The organism is Mycolicibacterium arabiense (assembly GCF_010731815.2).
In the GTDB taxonomy this organism is placed as follows: domain Bacteria; phylum Actinomycetota; class Actinomycetes; order Mycobacteriales; family Mycobacteriaceae; genus Mycobacterium; species Mycobacterium arabiense.
The window spans coordinates 460313-484540 of record NZ_AP022593.1 but is presented as its reverse complement, the minus strand read 5'-3'; the positions used below and the strand labels follow the sequence as shown (position 1 = coordinate 484540).

General features: G+C 69.0%; 28 protein-coding genes. 14 read left to right on the top strand and 14 right to left on the bottom strand.

Annotated elements, in window-relative coordinates:
- Window positions 1-18 precede the first annotated feature (18 nt).
- Window positions 19-477: an acyl-CoA thioesterase gene (locus G6N61_RS04005; RefSeq protein ID WP_163917358.1), complete on the bottom strand. Its 459-nt coding sequence runs from the start codon at window positions 475-477 to the stop codon at window positions 19-21.
- Between the two features lie 95 nt (window positions 478-572).
- On the opposite strand from G6N61_RS04005, the gene G6N61_RS04000 reads away from it, so the two are divergent.
- On the top strand, window positions 573-1523 hold the full coding sequence (locus G6N61_RS04000) for a threonine ammonia-lyase (RefSeq protein WP_163917357.1): 951 nt from the start codon (window positions 573-575) through the stop codon (window positions 1521-1523).
- 4 nt (window positions 1524-1527) lie between these two features.
- Here the strand turns inward: G6N61_RS04000 and G6N61_RS03995 are convergent, their stop codons facing one another.
- On the bottom strand, window positions 1528-1734 hold the full coding sequence (locus tag G6N61_RS03995; RefSeq protein WP_163917356.1) for a hypothetical protein: 207 nt from the start codon (window positions 1732-1734) through the stop codon (window positions 1528-1530).
- A gap of 252 nt (window positions 1735-1986) precedes the next feature.
- Between G6N61_RS03995 and G6N61_RS03990 the strand changes: the two genes are divergently transcribed.
- The 3 genes from G6N61_RS03990 to G6N61_RS03980 are packed head-to-tail and all read left to right on the top strand — an operon-like array spanning window position 1987 to window position 4739.
- Window positions 1987-3303, top strand: coding sequence for a DUF7159 family protein (locus G6N61_RS03990; RefSeq protein WP_456152514.1), 1317 nt, complete (start codon window positions 1987-1989; stop codon window positions 3301-3303).
- Window positions 3304-3315: 12 nt separating this feature from the next.
- Window positions 3316-3921, top strand: a complete 606-nt coding sequence (locus G6N61_RS03985; protein ID WP_163917354.1) for a Pr6Pr family membrane protein — start codon at window positions 3316-3318, stop codon at window positions 3919-3921.
- 20 nt (window positions 3922-3941) lie between these two features.
- The gene (locus G6N61_RS03980) at window positions 3942-4739 is read left to right on the top strand and encodes a L,D-transpeptidase (RefSeq protein WP_163917353.1); all 798 of its coding nucleotides are present in this window, start codon (window positions 3942-3944) and stop codon (window positions 4737-4739) included.
- Here G6N61_RS03980 and G6N61_RS03975 read toward each other — a convergent pair.
- The 3 genes from G6N61_RS03975 to G6N61_RS03965 are packed head-to-tail and all read right to left on the bottom strand — an operon-like array spanning window position 4723 to window position 6908.
- A complete protein-coding gene (locus G6N61_RS03975; protein WP_163917352.1) occupies window positions 4723-5400 on the bottom strand; it encodes a sterol desaturase family protein in 678 nt (225 codons plus the stop codon). The two genes, G6N61_RS03980 and G6N61_RS03975, sit on opposite strands and share 17 nt — an antisense overlap.
- On the bottom strand, window positions 5397-6119 hold the full coding sequence (locus G6N61_RS03970) for a FadR/GntR family transcriptional regulator (RefSeq protein ID WP_163917351.1): 723 nt from the start codon (window positions 6117-6119) through the stop codon (window positions 5397-5399). The genes G6N61_RS03975 and G6N61_RS03970 overlap by 4 nt, the downstream gene beginning before the upstream one ends.
- 48 nt (window positions 6120-6167) lie before the next feature.
- Window positions 6168-6908, bottom strand: a complete 741-nt coding sequence (locus G6N61_RS03965; protein WP_163924586.1) for a helix-turn-helix transcriptional regulator — start codon at window positions 6906-6908, stop codon at window positions 6168-6170.
- Between the two features lie 146 nt (window positions 6909-7054).
- On the opposite strand from G6N61_RS03965, the gene G6N61_RS03960 reads away from it, so the two are divergent.
- Window positions 7055-7435: a hypothetical protein gene (locus tag G6N61_RS03960; protein ID WP_163917350.1), complete on the top strand. Its 381-nt coding sequence runs from the start codon at window positions 7055-7057 to the stop codon at window positions 7433-7435.
- Here G6N61_RS03960 and G6N61_RS03955 read toward each other — a convergent pair.
- On the bottom strand, window positions 7380-8648 hold the full coding sequence (locus tag G6N61_RS03955) for a cytochrome P450 (protein WP_163917349.1): 1269 nt from the start codon (window positions 8646-8648) through the stop codon (window positions 7380-7382). The two genes, G6N61_RS03960 and G6N61_RS03955, sit on opposite strands and share 56 nt — an antisense overlap.
- A 238-nt stretch (window positions 8649-8886) precedes the next feature.
- Here G6N61_RS03955 and G6N61_RS03950 point away from each other — a divergent pair, with 238 nt between their 5' ends.
- Window positions 8887-9549, top strand: coding sequence for a hypothetical protein (locus G6N61_RS03950; RefSeq protein WP_163917348.1), 663 nt, complete (start codon window positions 8887-8889; stop codon window positions 9547-9549).
- 28 nt (window positions 9550-9577) lie between these two features.
- Here G6N61_RS03950 and G6N61_RS03945 read toward each other — a convergent pair whose 3' ends face one another.
- The 3 genes from G6N61_RS03945 to G6N61_RS03935 form a co-directional block, all read right to left on the bottom strand.
- On the bottom strand, window positions 9578-11815 hold the full coding sequence (locus G6N61_RS03945; RefSeq protein ID WP_163917347.1) for a molybdopterin-dependent oxidoreductase: 2238 nt from the start codon (window positions 11813-11815) through the stop codon (window positions 9578-9580).
- Window positions 11812-12381, bottom strand: coding sequence for a TetR/AcrR family transcriptional regulator (locus G6N61_RS03940; protein WP_163917346.1), 570 nt, complete (start codon window positions 12379-12381; stop codon window positions 11812-11814). Before G6N61_RS03940 ends, G6N61_RS03945 begins: the two co-directional genes overlap by 4 nt.
- A gap of 147 nt (window positions 12382-12528) precedes the next feature.
- Entirely contained in the window at window positions 12529-13662 is a 1134-nt protein-coding gene (locus G6N61_RS03935; RefSeq protein WP_163917345.1) for a nitronate monooxygenase, read from the bottom strand.
- A gap of 192 nt (window positions 13663-13854) precedes the next feature.
- Here G6N61_RS03935 and G6N61_RS03930 point away from each other — a divergent pair, with 192 nt between their 5' ends.
- Together G6N61_RS03930 and G6N61_RS03925 are read left to right on the top strand one after the other, a co-directional pair.
- Window positions 13855-14508, top strand: coding sequence for a fatty-acid--CoA ligase (locus G6N61_RS03930; protein WP_163917344.1), 654 nt, complete (start codon window positions 13855-13857; stop codon window positions 14506-14508).
- Complete coding sequence (locus tag G6N61_RS03925; RefSeq protein WP_163917343.1) at window positions 14508-14711, top strand: (2Fe-2S)-binding protein; 204 nt, start codon at window positions 14508-14510, stop codon at window positions 14709-14711. The genes G6N61_RS03930 and G6N61_RS03925 overlap by 1 nt, the downstream gene beginning before the upstream one ends.
- Here the strand turns inward: G6N61_RS03925 and G6N61_RS03920 are convergent.
- A complete protein-coding gene (locus G6N61_RS03920; protein ID WP_163917342.1) occupies window positions 14650-15408 on the bottom strand; it encodes an HAD family hydrolase in 759 nt (252 codons plus the stop codon). The genes G6N61_RS03925 and G6N61_RS03920 overlap by 62 nt on opposite strands.
- Window positions 15409-15647: 239 nt before the next feature.
- Between G6N61_RS03920 and G6N61_RS03915 the strand changes: the two genes are divergently transcribed.
- Window positions 15648-16040 (top strand): STAS domain-containing protein, encoded by a 393-nt coding sequence (locus G6N61_RS03915; protein ID WP_163917341.1) that lies wholly within the window; start codon window positions 15648-15650, stop codon window positions 16038-16040.
- A 68-nt stretch (window positions 16041-16108) separates the two neighbouring features.
- Window positions 16109-16561 carry an ATP-binding protein gene (locus G6N61_RS03910; protein WP_163917340.1) on the top strand — a complete coding sequence of 151 codons (453 nt, stop codon included), beginning with the start codon at window positions 16109-16111 and terminating at the stop codon, window positions 16559-16561.
- Here G6N61_RS03910 and G6N61_RS03905 read toward each other — a convergent pair.
- Complete coding sequence (locus G6N61_RS03905) at window positions 16558-17628, bottom strand: NAD(P)H-dependent amine dehydrogenase family protein (RefSeq protein WP_163917339.1); 1071 nt, start codon at window positions 17626-17628, stop codon at window positions 16558-16560. The two genes, G6N61_RS03910 and G6N61_RS03905, sit on opposite strands and share 4 nt — an antisense overlap.
- Window positions 17629-17742: 114 nt before the next feature.
- On the opposite strand from G6N61_RS03905, the gene G6N61_RS03900 reads away from it, so the two are divergent.
- On the top strand, window positions 17743-18486 hold the full coding sequence (locus G6N61_RS03900) for a glucose 1-dehydrogenase (protein ID WP_163917338.1): 744 nt from the start codon (window positions 17743-17745) through the stop codon (window positions 18484-18486).
- Window positions 18487-18511: 25 nt separating this feature from the next.
- Here G6N61_RS03900 and G6N61_RS03895 read toward each other — a convergent pair whose 3' ends face one another.
- Complete coding sequence (locus tag G6N61_RS03895; protein ID WP_163917337.1) at window positions 18512-19351, bottom strand: alpha/beta fold hydrolase; 840 nt, start codon at window positions 19349-19351, stop codon at window positions 18512-18514.
- Between the two features lie 58 nt (window positions 19352-19409).
- Between G6N61_RS03895 and G6N61_RS03890 the strand changes: the two genes are divergently transcribed.
- From G6N61_RS03890 to G6N61_RS03880, 3 genes are all read left to right on the top strand, one after another.
- Window positions 19410-20033 carry a TetR/AcrR family transcriptional regulator gene (locus G6N61_RS03890; protein WP_163917336.1) on the top strand — a complete coding sequence of 208 codons (624 nt, stop codon included), beginning with the start codon at window positions 19410-19412 and terminating at the stop codon, window positions 20031-20033.
- Window positions 20034-20137: 104 nt separating this feature from the next.
- Window positions 20138-22903 carry a glycoside hydrolase family 2 protein gene (locus G6N61_RS03885; protein ID WP_235887400.1) on the top strand — a complete coding sequence of 922 codons (2766 nt, stop codon included), beginning with the start codon at window positions 20138-20140 and terminating at the stop codon, window positions 22901-22903.
- Window positions 22904-23021: 118 nt separating this feature from the next.
- Window positions 23022-23228, top strand: coding sequence for a hypothetical protein (locus G6N61_RS03880; RefSeq protein ID WP_163917335.1), 207 nt, complete (start codon window positions 23022-23024; stop codon window positions 23226-23228).
- On the opposite strand, the gene G6N61_RS03875 is transcribed toward G6N61_RS03880, so the two are convergent.
- Together G6N61_RS03875 and G6N61_RS03870 are read right to left on the bottom strand one after the other, a co-directional pair.
- Window positions 23225-23491, bottom strand: coding sequence for a hypothetical protein (locus G6N61_RS03875; RefSeq protein ID WP_163917334.1), 267 nt, complete (start codon window positions 23489-23491; stop codon window positions 23225-23227). The genes G6N61_RS03880 and G6N61_RS03875 overlap by 4 nt on opposite strands.
- Before the next feature lie 62 nt (window positions 23492-23553).
- Window positions 23554-24219, bottom strand: a complete 666-nt coding sequence (locus G6N61_RS03870; RefSeq protein ID WP_407666376.1) for a DedA family protein — start codon at window positions 24217-24219, stop codon at window positions 23554-23556.
- Window positions 24220-24228 lie beyond the last annotated feature (9 nt).

Below are 24228 nucleotides of genomic sequence, written 5' to 3'. Positions count from 1 at the left end.
CGTGCTCGTGCTGGTGGCTCATGATGTGACCGTACCCCCCGTCGGCAAGCTCTGCGCCGCAACGGATGTCAGCGCCGTCCGCAACTCCGCCGGGATCTCCCGCTTGGTCCAGTCCGTGGTCGACACGACGACGTAGACGGTGCGCCCGGTGACCGCGATGCGCTCGGCGTCGTCGGTGGCACCGCGCCGCCAGGCCTCGAAGCCCAGCGCGAGGCTCGTCGTGCCGGTCGCCACGCTGGTCACCAGCACGCGTACCGCGTCCCGCCACCGCACCGGCGCCGAATAGTCGAGTTCGGTGTGCACGACCTGCAGGTCGCAGCCGGCTGCGTTCAGCTCGGCGTACGAGATGCCGAGGTGGTCGAAGAACGCCGTGGCGGCTTCGTCGAACCAGGTGAGGTAGTGCCCGTTGAACACCACGCCCTGCTGGTCGATCTCGGCGTAGCGCGGCACCACCGGGAATTCGAAAGGCTGACTCACGTCCGTCACTGTGCCCGGTGCCGGCACCCCGGGCAACGGTGGAGCGTCACTAGGCTCGCGAGGTCAGCAGTAGCGGATTCAGTGCGGAGGACGAGATGCAGCAGGTCACCATCGACGACGTCCGTGCGGCGGCCGACCGGATCCGGGGGTCGGTGTTGCGCACGCCGCTGATCCCGGCACCGTGGGCCGATGGCGAAGGCGACCAGCGCCTGTGGATCAAACCCGAGAGCCTGCAATCCATCGGCGCGTTCAAGGTGCGCGGCGCATTCAACGCGATCGCCTCGCTCGACGACGCAACCAGGGCCAGGGGCGTCGTCGCCTTTTCGAGCGGCAACCACGCCCAGGCGGTCGCATACGCGGCATCGCGCTACGGCATCACGGCGCACATCGTGATGCCGGTCGAGACGCCCGAGATCAAGGTGGCGGCGACCCGGACGTGGGGCGCCGAGGTGGTGCTCTGCGCCGCGGGGCAGCGCGAGGCCGTCGCCGCCCAGGTCGTCGCAGACACCGGCGGCGTCCTGATCCCGCCGTTCGACCACCCCGACGTCATCGCCGGACAGGGCACGATCGGCCTCGAGATCGTCGAGGACACGCCCGACGTCGACACGGTGATGGTGCCCGTCAGCGGGGGAGGACTGGCCTCGGGAATCGGTACCGCGCTCAAGGCGCTGCGTCCGGAGGTGCGGGTCATCGGCGTCGAGCCGGAACTCGCCGCGGACACCGCCGAGGGACTGCGCGTCGGCCATCCGGTCGACTGGTCGATCGAGGACCGCAACCGGACGATCGCAGACGGTCTGCGGTCGCAACCGTCGGAGCTGACGTTCGCGCATCTACGGCGGGTGCTCGACGAGCTGATCACGGTGTCGGAGAACGACATTCGGGCAGCGGTGCGCGAGTTGGCGATGCGGGCGCACCTGATCGCCGAGCCGTCTGGCGCGGTGGCGTTGGCGGCCTACCGCGTTGCGGCACGACCCGGCAAGACGGTCGTCATCCTGTCCGGCGGGAACGTCGAGCCGGCCCTGCTGTCGGAGATCCTGGCGGGCTGACCGACTACCAGGCGACCACCAGCGGCGACGACACCTCGCAGTGCCGCACCATGGCGTGTTCCCAGGCGTCCTGCTCGGCGGCGGCCTTGAGGAACCGGCGACCACCCGAGTAGCCGCACGAGCAGACCGCGACCGAGTGACCCAGGCCAAGTGCGTGGACGAGGACCGTGCCGTGCTCGACGCCGTCGAGGGCGTCGCGCGGTGATGCCATGACCATGTGCCACCTCCTGAGCCGCGGTGTGACCGTGGTCACATCATCGCGGACGCCGACGGTGATTCCGGTGAAGCTCCAGTCACGGTTCGGTCACCCCGCCGGCGCGCTGCACACCCGCCGGTTCGGTAGTGTCACGTCGAAGGTGTGCCACACGTCGTCGCCGCGCTCGTCGCGCCTCGGTACGGACCGGGCCCTGTCCCGGCGCCAACGATCCGTTCGACGTGGCCACCGCATGGGTTCGAAATAGGGGTGCAAGTGGACGCGGTACTCGGGTTGTCGATGACTCCCACGTCCGTCGGACTGGTCCTCGTCGAGGGACAGGACGCCGACGGCGCAACGATGGACGGCAACGCCTTCGACGTGCACGCGGGGGCGGTCGAGACCTCCGAGCAGGCGGCCGCCGCCGTGCGGCGCACCGAGGCCATGGCTGCGACGCGCGGCCTGCGGCTGACGTCGATCGGCGTGACGTGGAGCGAGGAGGCCGACGCCGAGGCGTCGATGCTGATGAGGTCGCTGTCGGAATCCGGCTTCGACAACGTGGTGCCGATCCGGATGCCCGAGGCCACCGAAGCACTGGCTCGCGGCATGGCCGCGGTGGTCGGCTACGAGACCACCGCCGTGTGCGTCATCGAACCCGAGACGGTGATCAGCCTCGTCGTGCACGCGAGCACCGGCGCCGTGCAGACCGCGTTCAACCACGCCATCTACTCCGACGACGACCTGATCGGCTGGTTGAGCACCGTGTTCACCAAGGCCGATTGGCAGCCCGAGGCGTTGGTCGTGGTGGGCTCGGCAGGCGGATTCGAGTCGATCGTGCCCGAACTCGAGGACGCGTTGTCGGTTCCGGTGTTCACCCCCGAAGAGGCCCAGCTGGCACTGGCCAGGGGAGCGGCGCTCGCCTCGGCGCAGAGCATCGACGGCCCGCTCGACCCCGGCGGCGAATTCGCCGCCTACGCGCTGACCACCGGTGCGGGCGCCAGGCAGACCCGGCGCGGCCGGGTGCCGGTGGGCGCTGCAGGGATGCTCGTCGCCGGTGTGCTGACGTTCGTCGTGTCGGTCTCCGTGGCGGTCAGCCTCGAACTGTCGCCGCGCAGGGATGCGCCTGCCAGCCCGGCCGCCGCCTCCGCGGACGCGCCTCGGGTACCGGCCGCGGCCAGAGCCAACCCGTCGGTGCTCGCCCCGCCGATCGCGATTCCTCCGGCTCCCGCCGCGCCACCGGTGCTCGCGGAGGCCCCACCGGCGCCCGAGGCACCGCCGATCGACGTCGCACCCGTCGCGGCGCCCGACGCCGCCTTCGTCCCGGAGGCGCCCGTCGTCGCCGAGGCCCCGCCGCTCGCGCCGGTCTACGAGGAGCTTCCGGTGGCGGCTCCCGTGATCGCACCGCCGCCGGCGGTCGTCACGCCACCGGTCACGGGGACTGGTCCGCTGGTTCCCAACTACACGGCTCCCACCAAGAAGCCGGGCATCCTTGGCCGGATCCGCGACAAGCTCCGGTTCGGCGACGACGATCAGTCGCAGGTGGCTCCGGCCGTGCCCGTGACGCCCCCGTACGTTCCGGGTCAGTAGCCGGTCGACGGTTTGGCCACACCCAACGGGGCCCGTGACGGCCTCCGCATCGCGCTCCGGCTGGCGATCGTCGGCGCGGTCGTCGCTGCCGTCGTTCTCGTCGAACTCACGTCGCGCTCCGGCGTGGCATGGCGGCTGATCACGTTCACCTACCAGGTCAACGTGCTGGCCGCCGCCTACTACGCCTTGACCCTCGTCTCGCCGGAGGCCAACCGTCGCAACGGATTCCGGGGGGCGGTGGTGGTCTACGTCGTCGTCGCGGGCCTGGTGTGGAACCTGTTCCTCACCGGGCGCAGCATGGGATACACACCGGCGAACCTGCTGTTGCACGTCGTGGTTCCGGCGCTGGCGCTCGTCGACTGGTTCGCGATCGGGCGGGACGACCGGGTGGTGCGGTGGTGGCAGCCGATCGCGTGGCTGGCCTACCCGGCCGCCTACGGCGCGTTGGCGTTCCTGGTGCTGAACTCCGCCGGCCGTCGCGCGCCGTACTACTTCCTGGACCCCACCAGCGTCGGCGTACCCACGGTTCTGGTGAACTGCGGCCTGCTGCTGAGCTGCTTCCTCGGCATCGGCTACCTGTTGGCGGCGTCCTCACGGACACGCGCGGCTAACACTTAGCGCTCCAGAACCGATCTAGCATGGAGAAGGCCATCGACCTCGGAGGATTGACCTTGCGTAACGCCGTGCAACGTGTGCTGGCAGCATCTGCCGCCAGCCTGTCCCTGGTGCTGTTGGCCGGAACCGCCGGGGCGGGGGTGAGCAGTGCAGGCATGGCGGTGCCCACGGCCGTGCCGGTGGCGGCCGTCTCGCCCGCTGCGGGGGAGGTCGTCGGCGTCGGTCACCCCGTCACGGTGACGTTCGGCGCCCCGGTGGCGAACCGGCTCGCCGCGCAACGGAGCATCGACTTCACGTCGTCGCCCGTACCCGCCGGCGAGTTCGTCTGGCTCTCCGACGAGGTCGTGCAGTTCAAGCCGACCGGGTTCTGGCCCGCGCACAGCACGATCTCGCTGTCGGTCGGTGGCACCAAGACCAACTTCCAGACCGGTGCCTCGGTGGTCGGCGTCGCCGACGTGAACGCCTACACGTTCACGGTCAGCATCGACGGCGTGGTGGCACGGGAGATGCCCGCGTCGATGGGCAAGCCGAAGTTCTCCACGCCGATCGGGTCGTTCACCGTGCTCGAGAAGCAGGACGTCGTGGTGATGGACTCGCGCACCATCGGCATCCCGCTCAGCGATCCCGAGGGCTACAAGCTCACCGTCTACGACGCGGTGCGCATCACCTGGGGCGGCGTCTACGTGCACGGTGCGCCGTGGTCCACCGGCTCGCAGGGCTACGCGAACGTGAGCCACGGCTGCATCAACCTCAGCCCGGACAACGCCTCCTGGTACTTCGACAACGTCAGCAAGGGCGATCCGGTCATCGTCCAGTCGTAGCGCCGTGCAGGTTCTTCGCCGTCGGTGAGGCGGGCACCGCCGCCGGGTCCGGGTAGGTTCCCAGCACCCGGTCGGCCGTGCCGGTCGTCGTGACCGTGAACCAGTAGTGCTCGTTCTTGAAGTGGTGGTGGCGGTGGTTGCGCCACACCGCGCGGTAGAGCGCGGACTTCGGCTTGTAGTCGCTGTGGATGAGGTAGTGGCACCACTCGTACGCGAGTCCGAGGATCGCCAGGAATACCAGGAACGTCAGGCCGAGACTGATTCTCGGGAAGGCGAACACCGCGATGGCACTCGCGAGCGGCAGCACCCACAGCAGGGCGCGCCACGGGATGAAGATCAGCGGGACGTTGCGCGGGTCGACGTGATGCTCTCGGTGCTTGCGGGCCAGCAGCGAGTCGACCGTCACGGCGCCGACGCGCCTGGGGCGCCAGTGCAGCACGAACACGTGCACCAGCCACTCGAAGAACGGGAACACCGCGAGCATGGCCAGCGGCACCACCGCGTCGGTGACCCGCCAGTCGCCGACGACGCCGCGCGCAGCGAGCGCGCCCGTCAGCACCGCCCCGATCATCCACGGCGACGGGTGCCTGCCGAATTCCGCGACGGCGTCGGACAGGGTGAACGCGCGGCGCTCGGCGCGTGGTTTCGGTGCGGTGGTCATCGGGTCTCCTCCAGTTCGGCGATCACGTTCAGCAGTGCCGTGGTGGCGGGTTCGAGCAGTGCTCGGGCGGCGTACTCGGCGGCGTCCGGGTCGCCGGCGCGGATGGCGTCGGCCACGGCGCGATAGCCGTCGGCGCGGCCGACCTCGTCGGCCATCATGGTGGCCAACGCGGGCAGGGCGGGCTCGTAGGTGGCCCGAAGGGTGTTGTACATCAACCGAAATGCGATCGAGTCGGCGCCGTCGACCACGTGGTCCCAGAAGGTCAGCGCGACGCGCTGGAGTTCGACCGGGTCGGTTTCGGCCGCCAGCGTGGCGACCGTCTCGTCGAGGAGTTCGGCGACGTTCGGGGTGCGCCGCCGCGCCGCGAGTTCGGCGATCTTCGGCCCGTTGTGCAGCCGGGTCTCGAGGATGCTGCGCACCACGGAGAGATCGAGTTCGCCTGCCCGCAGAAGCAGGCGGGGAAGCAGGTCGAGCCCGGCGTGCTTGCGGAAGTCGCGGATGGTCGTGGCGTCCCCCTGGCGCACGTCGACCAGGCCGGCTTCGGTCAGTCGCTTGAGCGCCTCCCGGATGGCGGGTCGGGACACCCCCAGCACCTCGGCGAGTCGCCGTTCGCTGGGCAGCGCGTCACCGGGGCGCATGTCACCGCTGAGCACCTCGATGACGATCTGCTCGAAAACGTCCTCGGGAACCGATCGACGGTTGACGGGTTGCAGGGCCATGTCCTGAATCTGCCATCCGGACGGTAAGAGGTCAAGTGGTCATACCAGTTAACCCGGTCGCAGCGCCGCCGCGGTGGCGTCGTCGGCAGGCAGGAACGCCTCGATGCTCAGCTCGGCGGCGGTCAGATCCAGCGCCGTACCGAACGTCGTGACGGTGCTCAGGAAGGTCAGCACCACGCCGTCGGCTCCCTCGATCACGAGCGGTACCACCACGCCGCCCAGATCGCGGGTCTCGTCGAAAACGCCTGGGTACGCCTCGATCTCGGCGAGCAGGGCCGCCAGTTCGTCGGACCCGCCGGCCGAGACCTCGCGGCGCAACCGGCCGATCACGTGGTGGCGCCACTGACCGAGGTTGCGGATGCGCGGCGCCAGTCCTTCGGGATGCAGCGACAGGCGGAGCGCATTCGGTGCCTCCAGCAGATGCGCGGCGACGCCCTGGGCGAGGACGCCCGCGCCCGCGTTCATCGCAACGATCCGCCAGCCACGGTCGACCGCCAGACAGGGGTAGGGCTCGTAGGCCGCGAGCACGCGGTGAACGCCCTCCCGCACCGGAGCCATCTCCGGGTCGTCGAGCGAGCGTTCCGCGTGGATCGGGGCAAGCCCAGCGGCCAGCAACAGCTGGTTCTGTTCGCGCAGTGGCACATCGAGCGCATCGGCGAGGCGCAGCACCATGGCCCTGCTCGGCGACGACCGTCCCGTCTCGATGAAGCTGACGTGGCGCGACGACACGTTGGCCTCGAGCGCGAGGTCCAGCTGGCTGAGCCGACGGCGCTGCCGCCACTGGCGCATCAACGTGCCGAACGGGGCGGAGGAAGCGGCGGTCACCACGCCAGTGTCACGCAGGTGCGCTCGCGGAAGCCACTACCTCACGGGTAATTGCATCGGTTACGTCGCGGGGGGACGCTCATGGTGTCCGACCGACCGAGGAGCAGACGATGACGTCTCACCCCCGCAGTCCCGCCCCGCCCGTTCCGCGTTGGTTGCGCGCCGTGCTGAAGTGCGATCGGGCCGGCTCGTCGTGGTACGTCGGCATGGGGTTCTTCTTCGCCCCCGCACTGGCCGTGGTGTCCCCGTGGCCGGCCGTCACCGCGGCGCTGTGGGTACTCATCGCGCTGGCCGGGCTGTGGCTCGGGCTGCTCGGCATCGCCATGGCCACCGGCTTGGCGTTGGTGCTGCGGTCGGGCCAGGAGATCCCCGAGGACTATTGGCGGTCGATCCTCGACTACCCGACGACACCGGAGGGCGCCGGGGTATCGAACGTCAGTGCGCCGCGGCCCCTTTGGCGCCGCCGGTGTAGTCGACCTGCCAGTGCTTGATCCCGTTGAGCCACCCCGACCGGAGTCGCTCGGGCTTGGCAAGCGGGGTCAGGTCCGGCATCGCATCGGCGATGGCGTTGAACATCAGGTCGATCGTCATGCGCGCGAGGTTGGTGCCGATGCAGTAGTGAGCACCGGTACCGCCGAATCCGACGTGTGGGTTGGGATCACGCAGGATGTCGAACTCGTAGGGGCGGTCGAAGACGTCCTCGTCGAAGTTGGCCGAGCGGTACATCATCACCACCCGCTGGCCCTTCTTGATCTGGACGCCTGACAGCTCGGTGTCCTCCAGCGCGGTGCGCTGGAACGACGTGACGGGGGTGGCCCACCGGACGATCTCGTCGGCGGCGGTGGCGGGCCGTTCGCGTTTGAACAGCTCCCACTGATCCGGGAACTCGGCGAAGGCCATCATCCCCTGGGTGATCGAGTTCCTGGTCGTCTCGTTGCCTGCCACGGCCAGCAGGATGACGAAGAAGCCGAGTTCGTCGTCGCTGAGCTTGTGCCCTTCGACGTCGGCCTGGACCAGCTTGGTGACGAGGTCTTCGCCCGGGGTGTCCGCGCGCTCGGCGGCCAGCTGCATGCCGTAGGTGATCAACTCGACCGACGCACTGATGGCATCGTTGCCTGCGAACTCGGGGTCCATGTCGCCGACCATCTGATTGGACCAGTGGAAGAGCTTCATCCGGTCTTCCTGCGGCACGCCCATCAGTCCGGCGATCGCCTGCAGGGGGAGTTCGGCCGACACCTGCTCGACGAAGTCGCCGGTGCCCTCGGCAACGGCCTTCTGCGCGATGTCGCGAGCACGCTGGGCCAGGTCGGCGCGCAGCCGTTCGACGGCCCGTGGGGTGAAGGCGCGCGAGACGATCTTGCGCAGGTGGGTGTGGTGCGGCGCGTCCATGTTGAGCAGCACGAACTTGCCGGTCTCGATCTGGCTGTCGACCGTGCCGTCCTTGTATCGCGGTAGCGCCGTCTTCTGCAGGCTGGAGAAGACGTCGCTGCGGCGCGACACCTCCTTGACGTCCTTGTGCTTGGTGACCACCCAGTAGCCGCCGTCGCCGAACCCGCCGACGCCCTCGGGCTGCTCGTTCCACCAAATCGGGGCGACCTTGCGCATCTCGGCCAGTTCCTCGACCGGCAACCGCTCGGCATAGATGTCCGGGTCGGTGAAGTCGAAGCCGGCTGGAAGGTTCGGACCGGTGACAGTCTCCGGCATCTTCAGCACTCCTCACACGAGGCGATCTAGTGGCGTAATCCATAGCTACACCACACGTCGGAGGTACCGCGGCAGGTTGGGGAAAGTTCCGAGTAGAACGTGTTCATCCGTGCTGGCCGCCGTCGATCTCGCCCCTGAGGATGCGCCCGTGTAACGAAGTGCGGCAGAATTCGGAATACTCGTTGAGCGACCCTGAGTAACTTCCGTACCAGCCGTAACACCTCGAGAGGCCACCGTGATGGGCAACGACACACGAAGGTTTCTGACCGCCGCGCTCTGCGGCGCGTCCGGACTGATCGCTGCGGTCTGCGTGACCGCGACCGCGTCAGCCGACCCCGGAGTACCGCCTCCGCCGCCTGCCGTCCCGCCGGTCGCGGGGCCTCTGGTTCCCGCGCCCCCTGCCGGTCCCGCGCCCGCCGCACCGCTGCAGGCCGCTGCCGGTCAGCAGGCCCCGGCCGAAGCCCTTCCGGCGCCCGCCCCCGCGGAGGGAGTGCCACACATCCCGAGCCCGGACGCGTTGCCTCCGGGGTCGACGATGGATCCCGCTGCCAAGGGCAACGACGATCCGAACGTCAGCTACCTGAAGGACCTCTGGCAGGCGGTGCAGAACAAGGAGATCAGCGGCAAGGAGGCCCTGATCATGGGGCTCGCGCAGCGGGGCATGAACACGCCATACCCCCAGCAGGCCGCGGGCCCGAACGTGCCGCGCAGCGGTGTCGATCCGGCCGCTCCCGCCGGACTTCCCGCTCCCGCCGGAGCCCCCGCTCCCGCCGCGGTCCCCGGGGCACCGGCGCCGCTGGCGCCACCGCCGCCCGCGCCTGCACCGGCCCCCGCCGCCGCACCGGCTTCGGCCCCCGCGCCTGCGCCTGGCCCGCTGCTGCTGCCGCCTCCCGGCGCCTGACCGAACTCGACGCTCAGTCCACCAGTTTCTAGCCCACTTCGACGCGCGCGGGCACGTGCTTGTGCCACGGCGTTCCGGCGTACGCGTCGCGCCAGTCCGACGACGTGAGCGCGTTGGGCGCGACGCCGGGCGTGCGCGACGTGCCGTCGGCGTCGCGGTGATCGAGGCCGTAACCGTTGGGCAGCGACACGTGACCCGGCAGCATGGCATCGCTGATCTCGACCGTCGCTCTGGCCGATCCGGCGGCGGTCGTGATGCGCGCCGATCCACCATCGACCAGTCCAATGGCCATCGCGTCTTCCACGCTGATGCGCAACGCACCGTCGACGTCGCGCTTGCGCCACGCCGGATCGCGCAGGATGTCGTTGGCGGTGAAGGCACGCCGTTCGCCAGCCGACAGCACGAGGGGGAACTCGTCGCTCGTCAGACGCGCGGGCGCGTCGCGTAGCCTGCCTATCTCGGCGAGCATCTCGGGCATCTCGAGCGCGATCCGCTTGTCCTCGTGGGTGATGAGGTCGAAGTCGTCGGCGTACTCGTGCACGCTGAACGTCACGCCGGACCTGCTGGACAGGATCGCTTCGAACAGCGCGTTGCCGTCGGCATGCCCGGCGCGCCGCACGGCCTCCGGATAGGTCATCGCCGTCTTCTGCGCCAGACCCCACAGCGCGGCAGCGCCGGCGAGGCCGTAGGGCAGGGTGGGCCCGAGGGTCTCGTACAGCACGAACGGCAGCACCCGGCCCAGCGCGGGGTTGGCGCTCACGGCGACGAAGAAGGCCTGCGCGTAAGCATCCAGCCCGGACTCGGCGGCCCGGCGCAGCGGCCGCAGGTCCTCCTCGTCGACCACACCGAGCGCACGCACCAGCCGCGCCCAGATCTCGGGTTCGGCCAGCGTGCCCGGCAACGGCTCGAATATCGGGTGCCTCAGGTGAAAGGTGTTGTGCGGGAACTCCAGATTGAAGAACGTCGCCTCGGGCTTCTCGAACTGACTGGCCGCGGGCAACACGTAGTCGGCGAGGCGGGCCGTCTCGGTCATGGCGACGTCGATGACGACGAGCAGTTCGAGCGACGACAGCGCCTCCCGGACGGCGGCCGAATCGGCCACCGAGTGTGCGGGATTGCTGCTCTCGACGATCATGGCGCGAAACCGGTCGGGGTGATCGGTCAGGATCTCCTGCGGCACGACGTTGCTGGGGACCAGGCCGGCGATGACCGGCGCCCCCGTCACCGGCGTCCGTCCGACCCCGCTGGTGGCGAACAACGGCGCGAACATCGAATGCAGGTGCTGCGCACCGCGTTTGGCGAAGCTGCCGGTGAGGATCCACAGCAGCTTGTCGAGGTAGGAGCACAGCGTGCTGTTGGGCGCCTGCTGAACGCCGAGATCCTCGAACACCGCGACGCTCGACGCGGCCGCAATGCGCCGCGCGGCGCCGCGGATCAAGTCCTCCGCCACGCCGCAGCGCTGCGCGTAGTCCGCGATCGGGACCTCGCGCAGCACCTCGCGCACCGCGTCGACGCCGGTGACGTGCTGGGTGAGGAACGCCTCGTCGCACAGGTTCTCGGTGACCAGCACCGCGGCGAGCGCAGCGAGGCACCAGGCGTCGGTGCCGGGCCGGACCCGTAGGTGGAAGTCCGCCAGCTTCGCGGTGTCGGTGACGACGGGGTCGATCACGATCATCGAGCGTCCGGAATCCTTGGCGATCTCGTTGAGCACCACGCGCGCACGGGGGAAGCTCTGCGACATCCACGGGTTCTTGCCAACGAACACCGACACCTCGGCATGCTCGAACTCACCGCGGGTATGGCCGCCGTAGAGGTGCCGGTCGACCCAGTGTTCACCGGTCTTCTCCTGTGCCAACGCGTTCGAGCGGTAGCGGGAGCCGATGGCCCGTAGGAAGGCGCCGCTGTATGCGCCGCCGAGGTGGTTGCCCTGGCCGCCGCCGCCGTAGTAGAACACCTTGTCCCCGCCGTGCTCGTCCCGGATCCGGGCGAAGCCCTCGGCGATCTCGAGAATGGCGGTGGCCCAGTCGACTTCCTCGTAGGAGCCGTCGGCGCGGCGGCGCAGGGGAGAGGTCAGCCGGTTGCGGTCGTTCTGATAGTGGTCCAGGCGCAGCGCCTTGTTGCAGGTGTAGCCCTGCGATGCGGGATGGGCCTTGTCGCCTCGGATCTTGGCGATCGTGCGGTCCTGCGTCTGCACGACGATCCCGCAGTTGCATTCGCACAGGATGCAGGCGGTGGCCCGCCATTCGGTGGTGACGTCGGCGGTCATCGCAACGAGTTCCCTTCTCCGGTCTCTGCCGCCACGATGGCGCGCAACTGTCGGTGGACGAGGTCGATCGGCGTGGCGTCGCGCGTCGCGCGGGCCACCACGATCGCGCCCTCTAGCGAGGTCATCAGCAGCATCGCGATCTCCTCGGCACGCCCATGGGAGACACCGTCGTCCTCGAGTCGGCGCCGGATCGACTCCATCCAGCGCGTGAACGCCGCGGCCGCCCGGTCGAGCGCCGGTGCGTTGTCCGCCTCGACTGCCACTGCGACGACGGGACACCCGGCGCGGTAGTCGGATTCGGCGAGGGAGGTGCGGAAGCCGTCGAACACGACGTCGAGCACCTGGAGGGCGTTGGGGGCGGCGTCGATCTGAGCGGCGATGAAGTCGGCGGCGTAATCCACTGCCTCGCAGAGCAATTGGTTCCGGCCGCCGGGGAAGTAGTGGTATGCCGACCCGCGCGGGGCGCCGCTGTGTGCGAGGACGTCGGAGATCGCGGTCGAATGTGCGCCGCGCTCGCGGATCAGCAGAGCGGTCGAGACGACCATCCGTTCCCGTGGACTGACCACTGAGGCGCCTCCTTGTCGATTATGTAGAGCAGCATACATAGCGGCGTGGCCGACGGGTAGGCCCCGAGAGTCGGTGCCGCACCGAACGCCACGAAGGCCCCCTCCCGCAGCGGGAGGGGGCCTTCGTCGGACCGAGCGGCGCGGTGGCTAGACCGACGCCGCCTCGTTCAACTCGTTGAGCGTGTTGGTCGCTTCGAGGTACTCCTGAACCCACCGCTCGATGACGGCCGAGGTCTTCTCGACCTTCTCGAACTGGCCCACCACCTGGCCCACCGGGTTGAAGGCGACGTCGACGCTTTCATTGGGGTACTTGTTGGTGGCGGCGACCGCAATCCCCGACACCATGAATTGCAGCGGCATTCCGAGCGGCTTCGGGTTGTCCGGGTTCTCCCAGGCCTCGGTCCAGTCGTTGCGCAGCATGCGCGCCGGCTTGCCGGTGAACGAACGGCTGCGCACGGTGTCGCGGCTGCCCGCCTTCACGTACGCCGCCTGCTGCACCGGCGTGTTCTCGGCCTCCTCGACCATGAGCCACTGCGATCCCGTCCAGGCGCCCTGAGCGCCGAGTGCGAGCGCCGCGGCGATCTGCTGGCCGCTGCCGATGCCACCGGCCGCCAGGACCGGAACCGGTGCGACCTCCTTGACGACCTGGGGCCAGAGCACGATCGAGCCGACCTCGCCCGAGTGGCCGCCGGCCTCGCCGCCCTGGGCGATGATGATGTCGACGCCCGCATCCGCGTGCTTGCGCGCCTGGCTCGGCGAGCCGCACAGCGCGGCGACCTTGCGGCCCTCGGCGTGGATGTGCTCGATCATGTCCCGCGGCGGCGTGCCGAGCGCATTGGCGATCAACGTCATCTTCGGGTGCTTGAGTGCGACCTCGACCTGCGGGGTGGCGGTCGCCTCGGTCCACCCGAGCAGCTGCAGCGTGCTCTCGTTGTCCTCCGCGGTGAGCGGGACGCCGTGGTCGGTGAGGATCTTCTTGGCGAAGTCGAGGTGCTCCTGCGGAACCATGTCCTGCAGCATCTTCGCCAGCTCGTCGGCGGACAGGTTCGCGTCCATGCCCTCGTACTTGTTGGGGATGACGATGTCGACGCCGTAGGTGTGGTCGCCGATGTGCTCGTCGATCCACTTCAGCTCGATCTCGAGCTGCTCGGGAGTGAACCCGACGGCTCCCAATACGCCGAATCCGCCGGCCTTGCTGACGGCGACCACGACGTCGCGGCAATGTGTGAAGGCGAAGATCGGAAACTCGATGCCGATCTGATCGCAGAGGGGGGTGTGCATGCCAGCTCCTAGGTGGGGCTCGAGCGGTGAGCTTCGAATTGGAACGTGTTCTAGTTTAGTACCCGCCCACCCCGCCCCGGGTCAATCCATTCGACGGCGCGCATCGGGACTCGACAGCGCTGGAGAATGTCATTACCGTTTTTCGCGCATCGCGTTGCAACACGTGATCGTCTCGACGAAGGACCGCAGACCGTGACGCACTGGCTGAACCACTCGCTCGTCCTCGCCTCCGACTACCGCATCCCCGATCCGGAGCGGGTGCTTCCGCTGCTCGAACGCCGCCAGGATGCGCTGGCCGACCTCGGCGCGCACCACGTCCTCGTGTACACCTCGACGACCGAACCGGACCGGGTCATGGTCCTGATGGCGATCCACACCCGCGAGACGATCATCGAGCTGTTGCGGTCACGCGTCTTCTTCGACTGGTTCGACGCCGTCGGCGTCGAGGACATCCCGGCCGTGTTCGCGGGTGAGCTGATCGACCGACTCGACTTCGTCGGGGAGACGACGCCGACCGCGCCGGAGGTGATGGTCTCGGTGGTGACGCCGGTGGCGAGCGTTCCCGGTCTCGTCGACCACGTCCGGGAGACCGCGGGCGACCTGCGCGCCGCCGGCGTCCGAAAGGCCTCCGTGTTCAGCGCATTCGACGACGAGCGCGAGGTGATGATGCTGTTCCAGATCGACGACGAGCGCCATGCCCGGCACTGGCTGCGCGATTCGGAACTAAACTCCGAATGGCTGGGCCGGGCCGGGATCGGCGCCTATCCACCCATCTTCATTGGCAGGTTGCGCCAGATACTGCGCATTCCCTCCCCAGGCTCCGAGGACACCACGGGCGGCAGCTGATGTACGTCTGCCTGTGCGTGGGCGTCACCAATCAGGCCGTCACCGACGCCGTGGCGGCCGGCGCCAGAACCTCCAAGGAAGTCGCCGCGGCCTGCGGCGCAGGCTCGGAGTGCGGTCGCTGCAGGCGCACGGTGCGCGCGATCATCGACGCCCACCCCGGCGCCGCAGCAGGCGCGCCGACGCGGGACGACCGGGACCGCTGACCTCGAGCACCGGCCAGCCCTGCTTCGCCGCCTCCGCAGCGAGCCGCGACCGCGGGTTCACCGGCCGGGGTGACCCCACCTCCCGCATCAACGGGATGTCCTCGTCGCCGTCGGCGTAGAAATAGCTCCGCGACAGGTCGACGTCGTTGGCCTCGCAGAAGCGGCGCGCGGCCGCGGCCTTGCCCGGCCCCCAGACGACCGGCCGGATGATGCCGCCGTTGAGCGCTCCGCGCTCGTCGGTGTCGAAGTGGTTGCAGATGACGTGGTCGATGCCCAGGTAGCGCGCCACCGGCTCGGCGTGGATGGTCAGCGCCGACGAACTCAACACGACGGTGTGGCCGCGGTCCTGGTGGGCGGCGACGATCCCGCGCATCGTGTCGAACACCCGCGCCTGGATGTGCGTGCGGAAGAGGTATTCGCCGAGTTCGTCGAGGTCGGCCAGCAACTCGCTGTGCAGGTATCCGGCCGCCCGCAACATCAGCCGTTCGAACTCCATCCGCCCCAGCCGGTAGCGCACCGACGCCTCGATCACGCCGAGCACCTCGCCGATGCGCGCCTGCCTACTGCGGATGCGGTGGCCGGCGTGCACCGTCGCGGTGAATCCGGAGACCAACGTGCCGTCGAGATCGAAGAACGCACCGATGCGCGCGTCGGCCGCGCTCGACGCGATGGCCGACAATTGCGGGTGCGGGGTCATCTGCCTCCTGGCTGGGGCCGAGTCTCGATGGGGTGAGTCGTCGTCGGCTCCGACCCCATTTGAGCATCACCGGCTGACTCGCGGGGGTGCAGACGGTAGCCGATAGGTACGAAGTCGGGCCCATCGGCTAGGTTCGACCACAGTAGTTTCGTTCTTGCCTGGTTCAGTCTGAAGCCTCGCGAGCATGAAAGCAGCGCCGATTCGCAGCCAGCGATGCGGCCGAACAGGGAAGATGGGCCTTGGACGAACAACGCGAAGCATCAGCCGCCAACGCGGCCTCATCGTCGTCATCGGCGTGCGAGGTCAGCGAGCGGCAGATCGGGGAGGTCGCCGTCGTGGCACCCTCCGGCGTGGTCGACATGCTGACCGCGCCACAGTTGGAAGGGGCGATCCGCACCGCCCTCAGCAACAAGCCGGCCGGTCTCGTAGTCGACCTCACCGCGGTCGAATTCCTGGCCTCGGCGGGCATGGGCGTCATCGTGGCAGCACACGAGGAGAAGGACGACGGCACCAAGTTCTGCATCGTCGCCGAGGGCCCGGCAACCAGCCGTCCGTTGAAGCTCGTCGGCATCGCGGACATCGTTCCGCTGTACGCCACCCTCGACGAAGCGCTCGCCGCACTCGATTCCTGAGGTACCCCCGTGAACTCGGCTCGCAGACACGCTTACCGAGACGATCGACCGGGTACGCATCACCTGCCATGATCGATTCGATGTCCACCGCCGACGTTGCCAACGCGGAGCACTTCGAGCGACTCGAGGCTGCCGCCGACGCACGCACAGCCGCCCAGATTCGCGATGAGTTCGCCGCGTGGCTGCGGACCTTCTTCACCCTGGATCCCACCCGGATCAGTGATCTCGTCCTCGCGATCAACGAGGCGCTCGCCAACTGCGCGGAGTTCGCGTACGTCGGCGCGCCGCGCGCGGGGACGATGGACCTGCAGGCCTGGTTCGAGCCGGCCGAGTCCACGATCGTCGTGGTGATCGCGGACCGCGGGTGCTGGCGCAACCCCGAGTCGCCGAGGGCGCTCAGCCGGGGCCGCGGCATCCCGCTGATGGAAGCACTTGCGGACCGCTCCTCGATCGAGGCGTCGGAGGCGGGCACGCAGGTCCGGCTCGAGTGGACGAACGTCGGACGCGCCGAAGCTCGCTAGCGCACCACTCCCTTGCCGGTGACCAGCGGCATGTCGAGCGTCGTCCGGATGCCGGGTGCCGCGGCCACCACGTCCGGGATGGCGTTGACGATGCGTCCCGCCGCCGCGAGGATCGCGGCGTAGTTGTGATCGCCGTTGCGGCTGGTCGGGCAGACGTCCATGACGTATGACGGCTCACCGGTGATCTCCACCCGATAGGACCCGCCCTCTTGGGCAGGCTGCGCCCAGTCGGGCCGCAGATCGCCGCGCAGGCGGGTGATGTGCTCGACCACGATCACCGGCCGGCCCTTCACCATGCCCTCGATCTGGAACCGCAGCGCGGCGACGGTCCCCTTGGCGATCGTGCCGACCGCGACGTCGATGTCCTCAGGAGCCGGTTCCTGCTCGACCGAGTCCCTGATCTCGTCGACCTCGACGCCGAGCCCGGCAGCCAGCTGCCGGATGGCGGTGCCCCATGCGATGCCGAGCACGCCGGGCTGGAACAGGATGGGCAGGTCGCCGATCTGGTTGCCGAAGCCCATCACGTCGAACATCACCGTCGCACCGTCGTAGGTGGCGTAGTCGGCGATCTCCATCGTCCGGACCTGCTGGATGCTCTGGCAGGTGCCCGCGAGCGCGAAGGGGAGCAGGTCGGTCGCGAACCCCGGATCCACACCGGTGATGAACACCGTCGAATTGCCCTCGCGCGCAGCGTCTTCGACGCGGCCGATGTACTTGTCGGGAACCACTTGCCACGGGTACTGCAGCACTCCGGGCGCCGAACCGACGACGTCGATGCCCGCACTCAGGAACCGGCGGACGTCGGCCATGGCCTCGGGCAGTCGCGTGTCGCCCATCGCGCAGTAGACGACGCAGTCGGGCTTGGCCGCCACGATGGCGTCGAGGTCGTTGGTCGCGACGATGCCGGTGGTCACGTCGAGTCCGGCGAGATCTCCTGCGTCCCTTGCCACTTTGGCGTCCGAGGACACCCAGACGTGGGTCAGCTCGAAGCGCTGATCCTCGATCAGTTGGCGCAGCGCGAGGCTGCCGCAGTTTCCGGTACCGATGAGTGCGACGCGGATCGCCATGCTGATGTTCCTCCCGACGGTGCCATCCGACTCAAGCCCACGCAGTATGCGTGCTGACCCGCCGAATTGGAACAGGTTCTAGTTCGAAAACCCCGTACGGTAGCCTGACCCGTCATGGGACGCGTGGACGGAAAAGTCGTACTGATCAGCGGCGGGGCTCGGGGCATGGGCGCCGCACATGCCAAGGCCCTGGTGGCCGAGGGCGGCAAAGTGGTCATCGGCGACATCCTGGACGACGAGGGCAAGGCGCTCGCCGACGAACTCGGCGAGAGCGCCCTCTACGCACACCTCGACGTGACCGACGCCGAGCAGTGGGACGCCGCCGTCGCCGCGGCCGTCGATCAGTTCGGGTCGTTGACCGGTCTGGTCAACAACGCGGGCATCGTCGCGATGGGCCAGATCGGCAAGTTCGACATGGCCAAGTGGCAGAAGGTGCTCGACGTGAACCTCACCGGGACGTTCCTGGGCATGCAGGCCTGCGTTGGCGCGATGAAGACCGCTGGCGGGGGCTCGATCGTCAACGTGTCGTCGATCGAGGGTCTGCGCGGGGCGCCGATGGTGCACCCCTACGTCGCCACCAAGTGGGCGGTGCGCGGCCTGTCGAAGTCCGCGGCCATCGAGTTGGGCAAGTTCAACATTCGCGTGAACTCGCTGCACCCGGGCTTTATCCGGACCCCCATGACCAAGCACTTCCCCGACGACATGGTGACCACCCCGCTGGGCCGTCCCGGCCAGTCGGAGGAGGTGGCGACGTTCGTGGTGTTCCTCACCAGCGACGAGTCGTCGTTCTCCACGGGCGCCGAGTACATCGTCGACGGCGGGCTCGTCACCGACGTGCCGCACAAGGACCTGTTCTAGCGGCTGCCGCCGCGGGGGACCTTTTCTAGCGCGTCGCGTCCGCGGTCGCGATCGCGTCGACCACGGCGTGCGGGGCGTCGAGCGCGACGAACGTGCGCGCGCCCGGTACCTCGACGAGCGTGGCGTTGGGGAAAAGCGCAGCCAGGCGTCTGCCGAGTTCGGGTGTGAAGCTGCGGTCGGCCTGGCCCCATACCAGCGTGACGGGCCTGTCGAACCGGGGCAGCCGGGTCGCGACGTCGGTGAGATCCGTTGCGGCCACGCCGCGCAACAGCGTGGCGAGGTTGCGCCCGATCCGGGAATCGGCGACGCACGGCCGGACCCACGACGCCGTGAGGTCGTCCCTGCGCCGCAGCAGTAGGCCGTACCCCAGGGGCGAATACCGCAGCGCGGGTATGCGCATGAGCCCGGCGAGCGCCTTGATCGTCCGCGGTCCACGCATGGTCGCGAAGACGACGTTGAACGGGAACGGCGGGAACTTCTCGAACGCGTCGCAGTTGGTCAGCACCAGCCTTCCGATGCGTTCAGGGTGCGCGTCGACGAGTAGTTGGCACAACCCGCCTCCGGTGTCGTTGCCCACCAGCGTGACGTCGTCGAGGTCGAGGGCGACCAGGAACTGGTGCAGCAGTTCGGCGACGGCCTGCGGGCTGCGCAGGACCTCGTCGTCGACGGGCAGGACGTGCGACCCCAGCGGGAGGTCCGGCAGGATGCATCGGAAGCCGTTGCCTGCCAACGCCTCCGCGACCTCGAGCCAGAGCCGGTGGTCCACCAGGATGCCGTGCGCGAACACGACCGGCGGACGCGTCGAGTCGTCCGGACCCAACACGCGGTAGTGGATCGTCGCGCCCTGCAGCCTGACCTCGGCCATCTCCGTTATCCTCTCCTCAACTTACGAACACTCGGTATGAAAGTTACGTGCACACTGTATGGAAGTCAATGGCGAGAAGCCGGCTCGACGCCGCACGCAGGCAGAGCGCACCGCGACGACCCGCGCCCGGCTACTCGAGGCGGGCCGCGAACTCTTCGCCGGCCACGGCTACGCCGCCGTCTCGACCCAGGCGGTGGTCGAAGCCGCCGGAGTCACCCGCGGCGCGCTGTACCACCAATTCGGCGACAAGGCAGGGCTGTTCGCCGAGGTGTACGAGGAGGTGGAACGCGGTCTGGTCGCCGCCATCACCGAGCGCATCGCCTCCGCGGCGCCCGCTGACCAACTCGCGGCCATGCGCGTGGGCGCCCGCCTGTTCCTGGAGGAGTGCTCGGCGCCCGCGGTCCAACGAATCGTGCTGATCGACGCTCCCGCCGTGCTGGGGTGGGCACGGTGGCGTGAGGTGGGCATGAAGTACGGGCTCGGCATCGTCGAGGCGATGCTGGCCCAGGCCATGTCCGACGGCGTGATACCCGAGCAGCCCCTGCGCCCCACCGCCCACGTGCTGCTCGGCGCCCTCGACGAGGCCGCGCTGTACATCGCACGGGCTCGGGACGGCGACGACGCGCTCCGGCAGATGGTCATGGTGTGCGACCGCCTGATCAGCGGTATCGCAGGCGACTGACGCGCCGGCCCGCCGCCACGGGCACAATGTAGGTTCTGGGCCGGTCGGTTCGACCCCGGCAGAGGGAGAGCATCGCCATCGCGACCGAGACGCGCCGGACGGCCGTGCGTGGGCCCGTCCTACTGCTCGTCACCGTGTTGCTCCTGGCGATCTGCGCGGGTGACCTGCCCCGCTTCGCGACGCCTGAGCCGCCATCGCTGCGTAGCGAGATCGCCGACGGCTGGCAACTGAGGTCGGCACGCGGTCTCGACGCCGACGGGTCTGCGCTCTCGCGCACCGACTACCAGCCCGCCGACTGGCACACGGTCGCCAGCATGCCCGCCACCGTGCTGCAGGCCCTCGAGGACGACGGCACGTACCCGAACCTGTACTACGGGAAGAACCTTCGCGACGAGGTGCCGCAGGATCTGTGGCAGCAGGACTGGTGGTACCGCACCACGTTCGACGCACCCGCCGGCCACACGGCCTACCACCTGACCTTCCCCGGCATCAACTACCGGGCAGAGGTCTGGCTCAACGGCCATCTCGTCGCCGGCGATCGCCAAGTGGTCGGCATGTACGTCGAGCACGACCTCGACGTCTCACGATGGATCGTGCCCGGCGGCCCGAACGCACTGGCGGTCAAGGTCGTTCCCGAGCGGGCCCTGCAAGACGTCGACGGGGTGGAGCTCGCCGACAGCTGGTTCGACTGGATCAACTGGAACTACCTCGGCTACCAGGGGCCGGGCAAGAACCCCGCCAACGGCAACTCCTTCGTCGCCGACCGCAACGCGGGCATCTGGAAACCCGTCTACCTCGAGTCGTCCGGTGCCGTTGCCATCGGGGCTTCGACGGTCACGACCGATCTGCCGTTGCCCGCCACCGACAGTGCTCGACTGACCGTGTACTCGACGCTGCGCAACTCCGGGGCCACCCGCACCGGGGGAGTGCTGCGCGCCACGATCAGCAGGCCCGGTCGGGCGGCGCTCACCGTCGAACGCGACGTCGCACTCGCACCCGGCGAAACCAGGGAGGAGCGGTTCACCCCGGACGACTTCCCGGACCTCGTGCTGCGCGACCCGGACCTCTGGTGGCCGTACACCATGGGCGAGCCGAAGCTGTACGACCTGCGCATCGAATTCGTATCCCGCGGAACGCCCGTCGACACCAGGACGCAGCGCTTCGGCGTCCGCGAGGTCACCCAGCTGCGCGACGACGACGAGCGATTTCCCGAGATTGGCCGCGGCGGCAACTTCTACCTCCGGGTCAACGGACGCGACTTCCTCGTCCGCGGCGCCAACTACACCCCGGACCTGCTCTACGACTACGACCCCGACCGCGAGGACGCCATCCTGTCCTACACGCGCGACCTCGGCCTGAACATGCTTCGGCTGGAGTCGAAGATCCCCACCGAGGGTTTCGTCGAGCGGGCCGACGAACTCGGCATCCCGCTGATGGTCGGCTGGATGTGCTGCAACCAATGGGAGAAGTGGGCGCAGTGGGACGCCGAGGACAACGCCGTCGCCAGGGCCAGTGTCCGCTCGCAGGTGTCGATGCTGCGGTCGCATGCGTCGGCGTTCGTGTGGGCCAACGCCAGCGACGGACGGCCACCCATGCCGCTCGCAGGCGACTACCACGCCATTCTGCGAGACCTGCACTGGCAGAACGCCGTCGTCGACAGCGTCTCGTCGTACACGGTCGACGCCAACGGCGAGCGACTGTGGGACGGCATCCACATGGAGGGTCCGTACACCTGGCGGCCGCCGACCTACTGGTTCAGCGGCGAGTACCGCGCTGCCCGCGGCGCCTCTGCCGAGCAGGGCGACAACGAGCACATCCCACCGTTCGCCAGCCTCGAGAAGTTCATCCCGCCCGACCGGTTGTGGCCGATCAACGACGACTGGTACTTCCACGCCGGATCCAATACCGACAACGAAGTGCTGCGCAGCATCCAGCGCGTAATCACCCGGCGCTACGGCCCGTCGTCGGGCGCCGAGCAGTTCGCCGCGAAGGCACAACTGGCGCACTATGAGTCGACCCGCGCCCAGTTCGAGGCCTACGCCGCCCTGGGTTGGGCCGGCCACAAGATGACGCTCTACTGGATGCTGAACAACCACTGGCCGTCCTTCTTCGGCAACCTCTTCGACTACTACCTGCGTCCCGGCGGCGCCTACTTCGGCGCGAAGAAGGGACTCCGTCCGCTGACGGCCGTGTTCGACTCCTACGCCACCGGTGACCGCGCCAACGTCACCGCGGTGAACCAGACCCCGGACGAGGCCACGGGCATGCGCGTCCGGGCCCGCGTCTACGACCTCGCGGGCCGAATCCGCGACGACCGCACCAGCGATGCGCTGACCCTGCCGCCCGGTGGCGCCGTTCCCGCGTTGACCCTGCCCCGCCAGGCGCGGGACTCGCGGGTCTTCTTCGTGCGCTGCGAACTGCTCGACGCCGCAGGCACCGTCGTGACGGAGAACGTCTACTGGCAGTCCCAGCGCAACGACGACGTCGACCCGAACCGCGACTTCGCGTTCCAACTCAACCAGTCGAGTTGGGCGGACATGACGGCGCTCAACTCGCTGCCTGCCGCCCCGCTGACGGTGACCGCGCAGCGCAGCGTGGACGGCGCCGGCCGCGACGAGGTCACCATCCGGCTGACCAACCCGACCACGCGAATTGCGTTCTTCGCCAGAGCCGAACTGACGGCGACGCGCGGTGGCGACGAGATCCTGCCGATCACCTACGACGACAACTACGTGACGGTGTTCCCCGGCGAGAGCGTCGAGGTCAGGGGCGTCGTGCCCAGCCCGTTGGTCACCGCGAACTGGGTGCGTGTCACGCCCTACGATGCTGCGGCCGTGGAGGTGCCCGTCACGCCGATCGAGCCGCGCTGATCCGTGTTTCGCCGTCGACGGGTGGGTACCCGCGCGGTCGGGGCATCGCACGCCCCGTGACATCAGTCCATGACATCAGGTGCGCGACAGCAGAAGGGAGATCGGAACAGTGACCGGCATGGAACCACTGAGCGAGGCGGAACCGGTGCGCGAGGCCAACCCCGTCGACGTCGCCGAACAGGTGCGAGACGCCGCCGACTGGCCCGATGACCAGATGGCGGCGTCAGACCGCGAGGTCGACCTCGAGAGCGACCCTGCGGACTACGTCGAGCAGCAGCAGACCGTCGTCGACGTCGAGGACGAAGCCGACGAGCGGCGCGGCTAGGACTGGTCCGGCTCGCGACCGACCTGCTCGGACTCCCACTTGGACTCCAGCGATCGGGTGACCACGGTGCCCGCCGCGAACTCGACGTCGAAGGTCTCGCCGCCGTCGGTCTCCAGCGTCACCAACACGATCGAACGGTCGTCGCGAGTGGTGTCGTCGCGGTGCACCACTCGGTAGGTCCGGGTGCCGTCACCGCGGTCGTGGTCGATCAGGTCGCCTGCTGCGACGTCGTCGATGCGGTCGTCAGTCGAGTTGTCGGCCATGGCGACCACGGTAGCGGCGCGTGCCAGGCCCGCTGACTCAGCCCCGCTTCAGCGCGTCGATGCTAGCCGGTGGGCGCGGCCTCGCCACGCCGTCGCAGCAGCACGGCCCGGCCCACCGACAGCAGCACCGGCAGCGCGGACAGCAGCGCGATGCCCAGCACGATGAGTTCCAGGTGTGCGGCGACGAACGGCAGCGCGCCCAGGTGGTAGCCGACCGCGGTGAGGCCCACACCCCAGGCGACGGCGCCGATTACGTCGAAGGCCAGGAAGACGGGGTAGCGCATGCCCGACGCGCCGGCGATGACGGGTGTGAACGTGCGCACCACGCCGACGAAGTGGCCGATCACGATCGTCTTGCGGCCGTGCCGTTCGAAGTACGCCCTCGACGTCGCCAGGTACCTCTTCTTGAAGAACCGGGCGTCGTCGCGGCTGAACAGCGCCGGGCCCAGCCGCCTGCCGATCAGATAGCCGAGCTGCCCTCCCGCGATGGCCGCAGCCGCCGCACCGGCGCCCAGCGGCCACGGGCCGATCGGCGCATCGGGTTGCGCGGCGAGCAGTCCCGCGGTGAAGAGCAGGGTGTCGCCCGGCAGGAACGGGAAGAACAGGCCCGTCTCGATGAACACGATCAACATGACGCCCGGAAGCAACGCCGACGCGAACAGTCCGCCGGCACCCAACCAGTACATCGGGTCGAGCACCTCGGGCATGGCCAGTACGGCGCTCGTCACGGCCGCCGA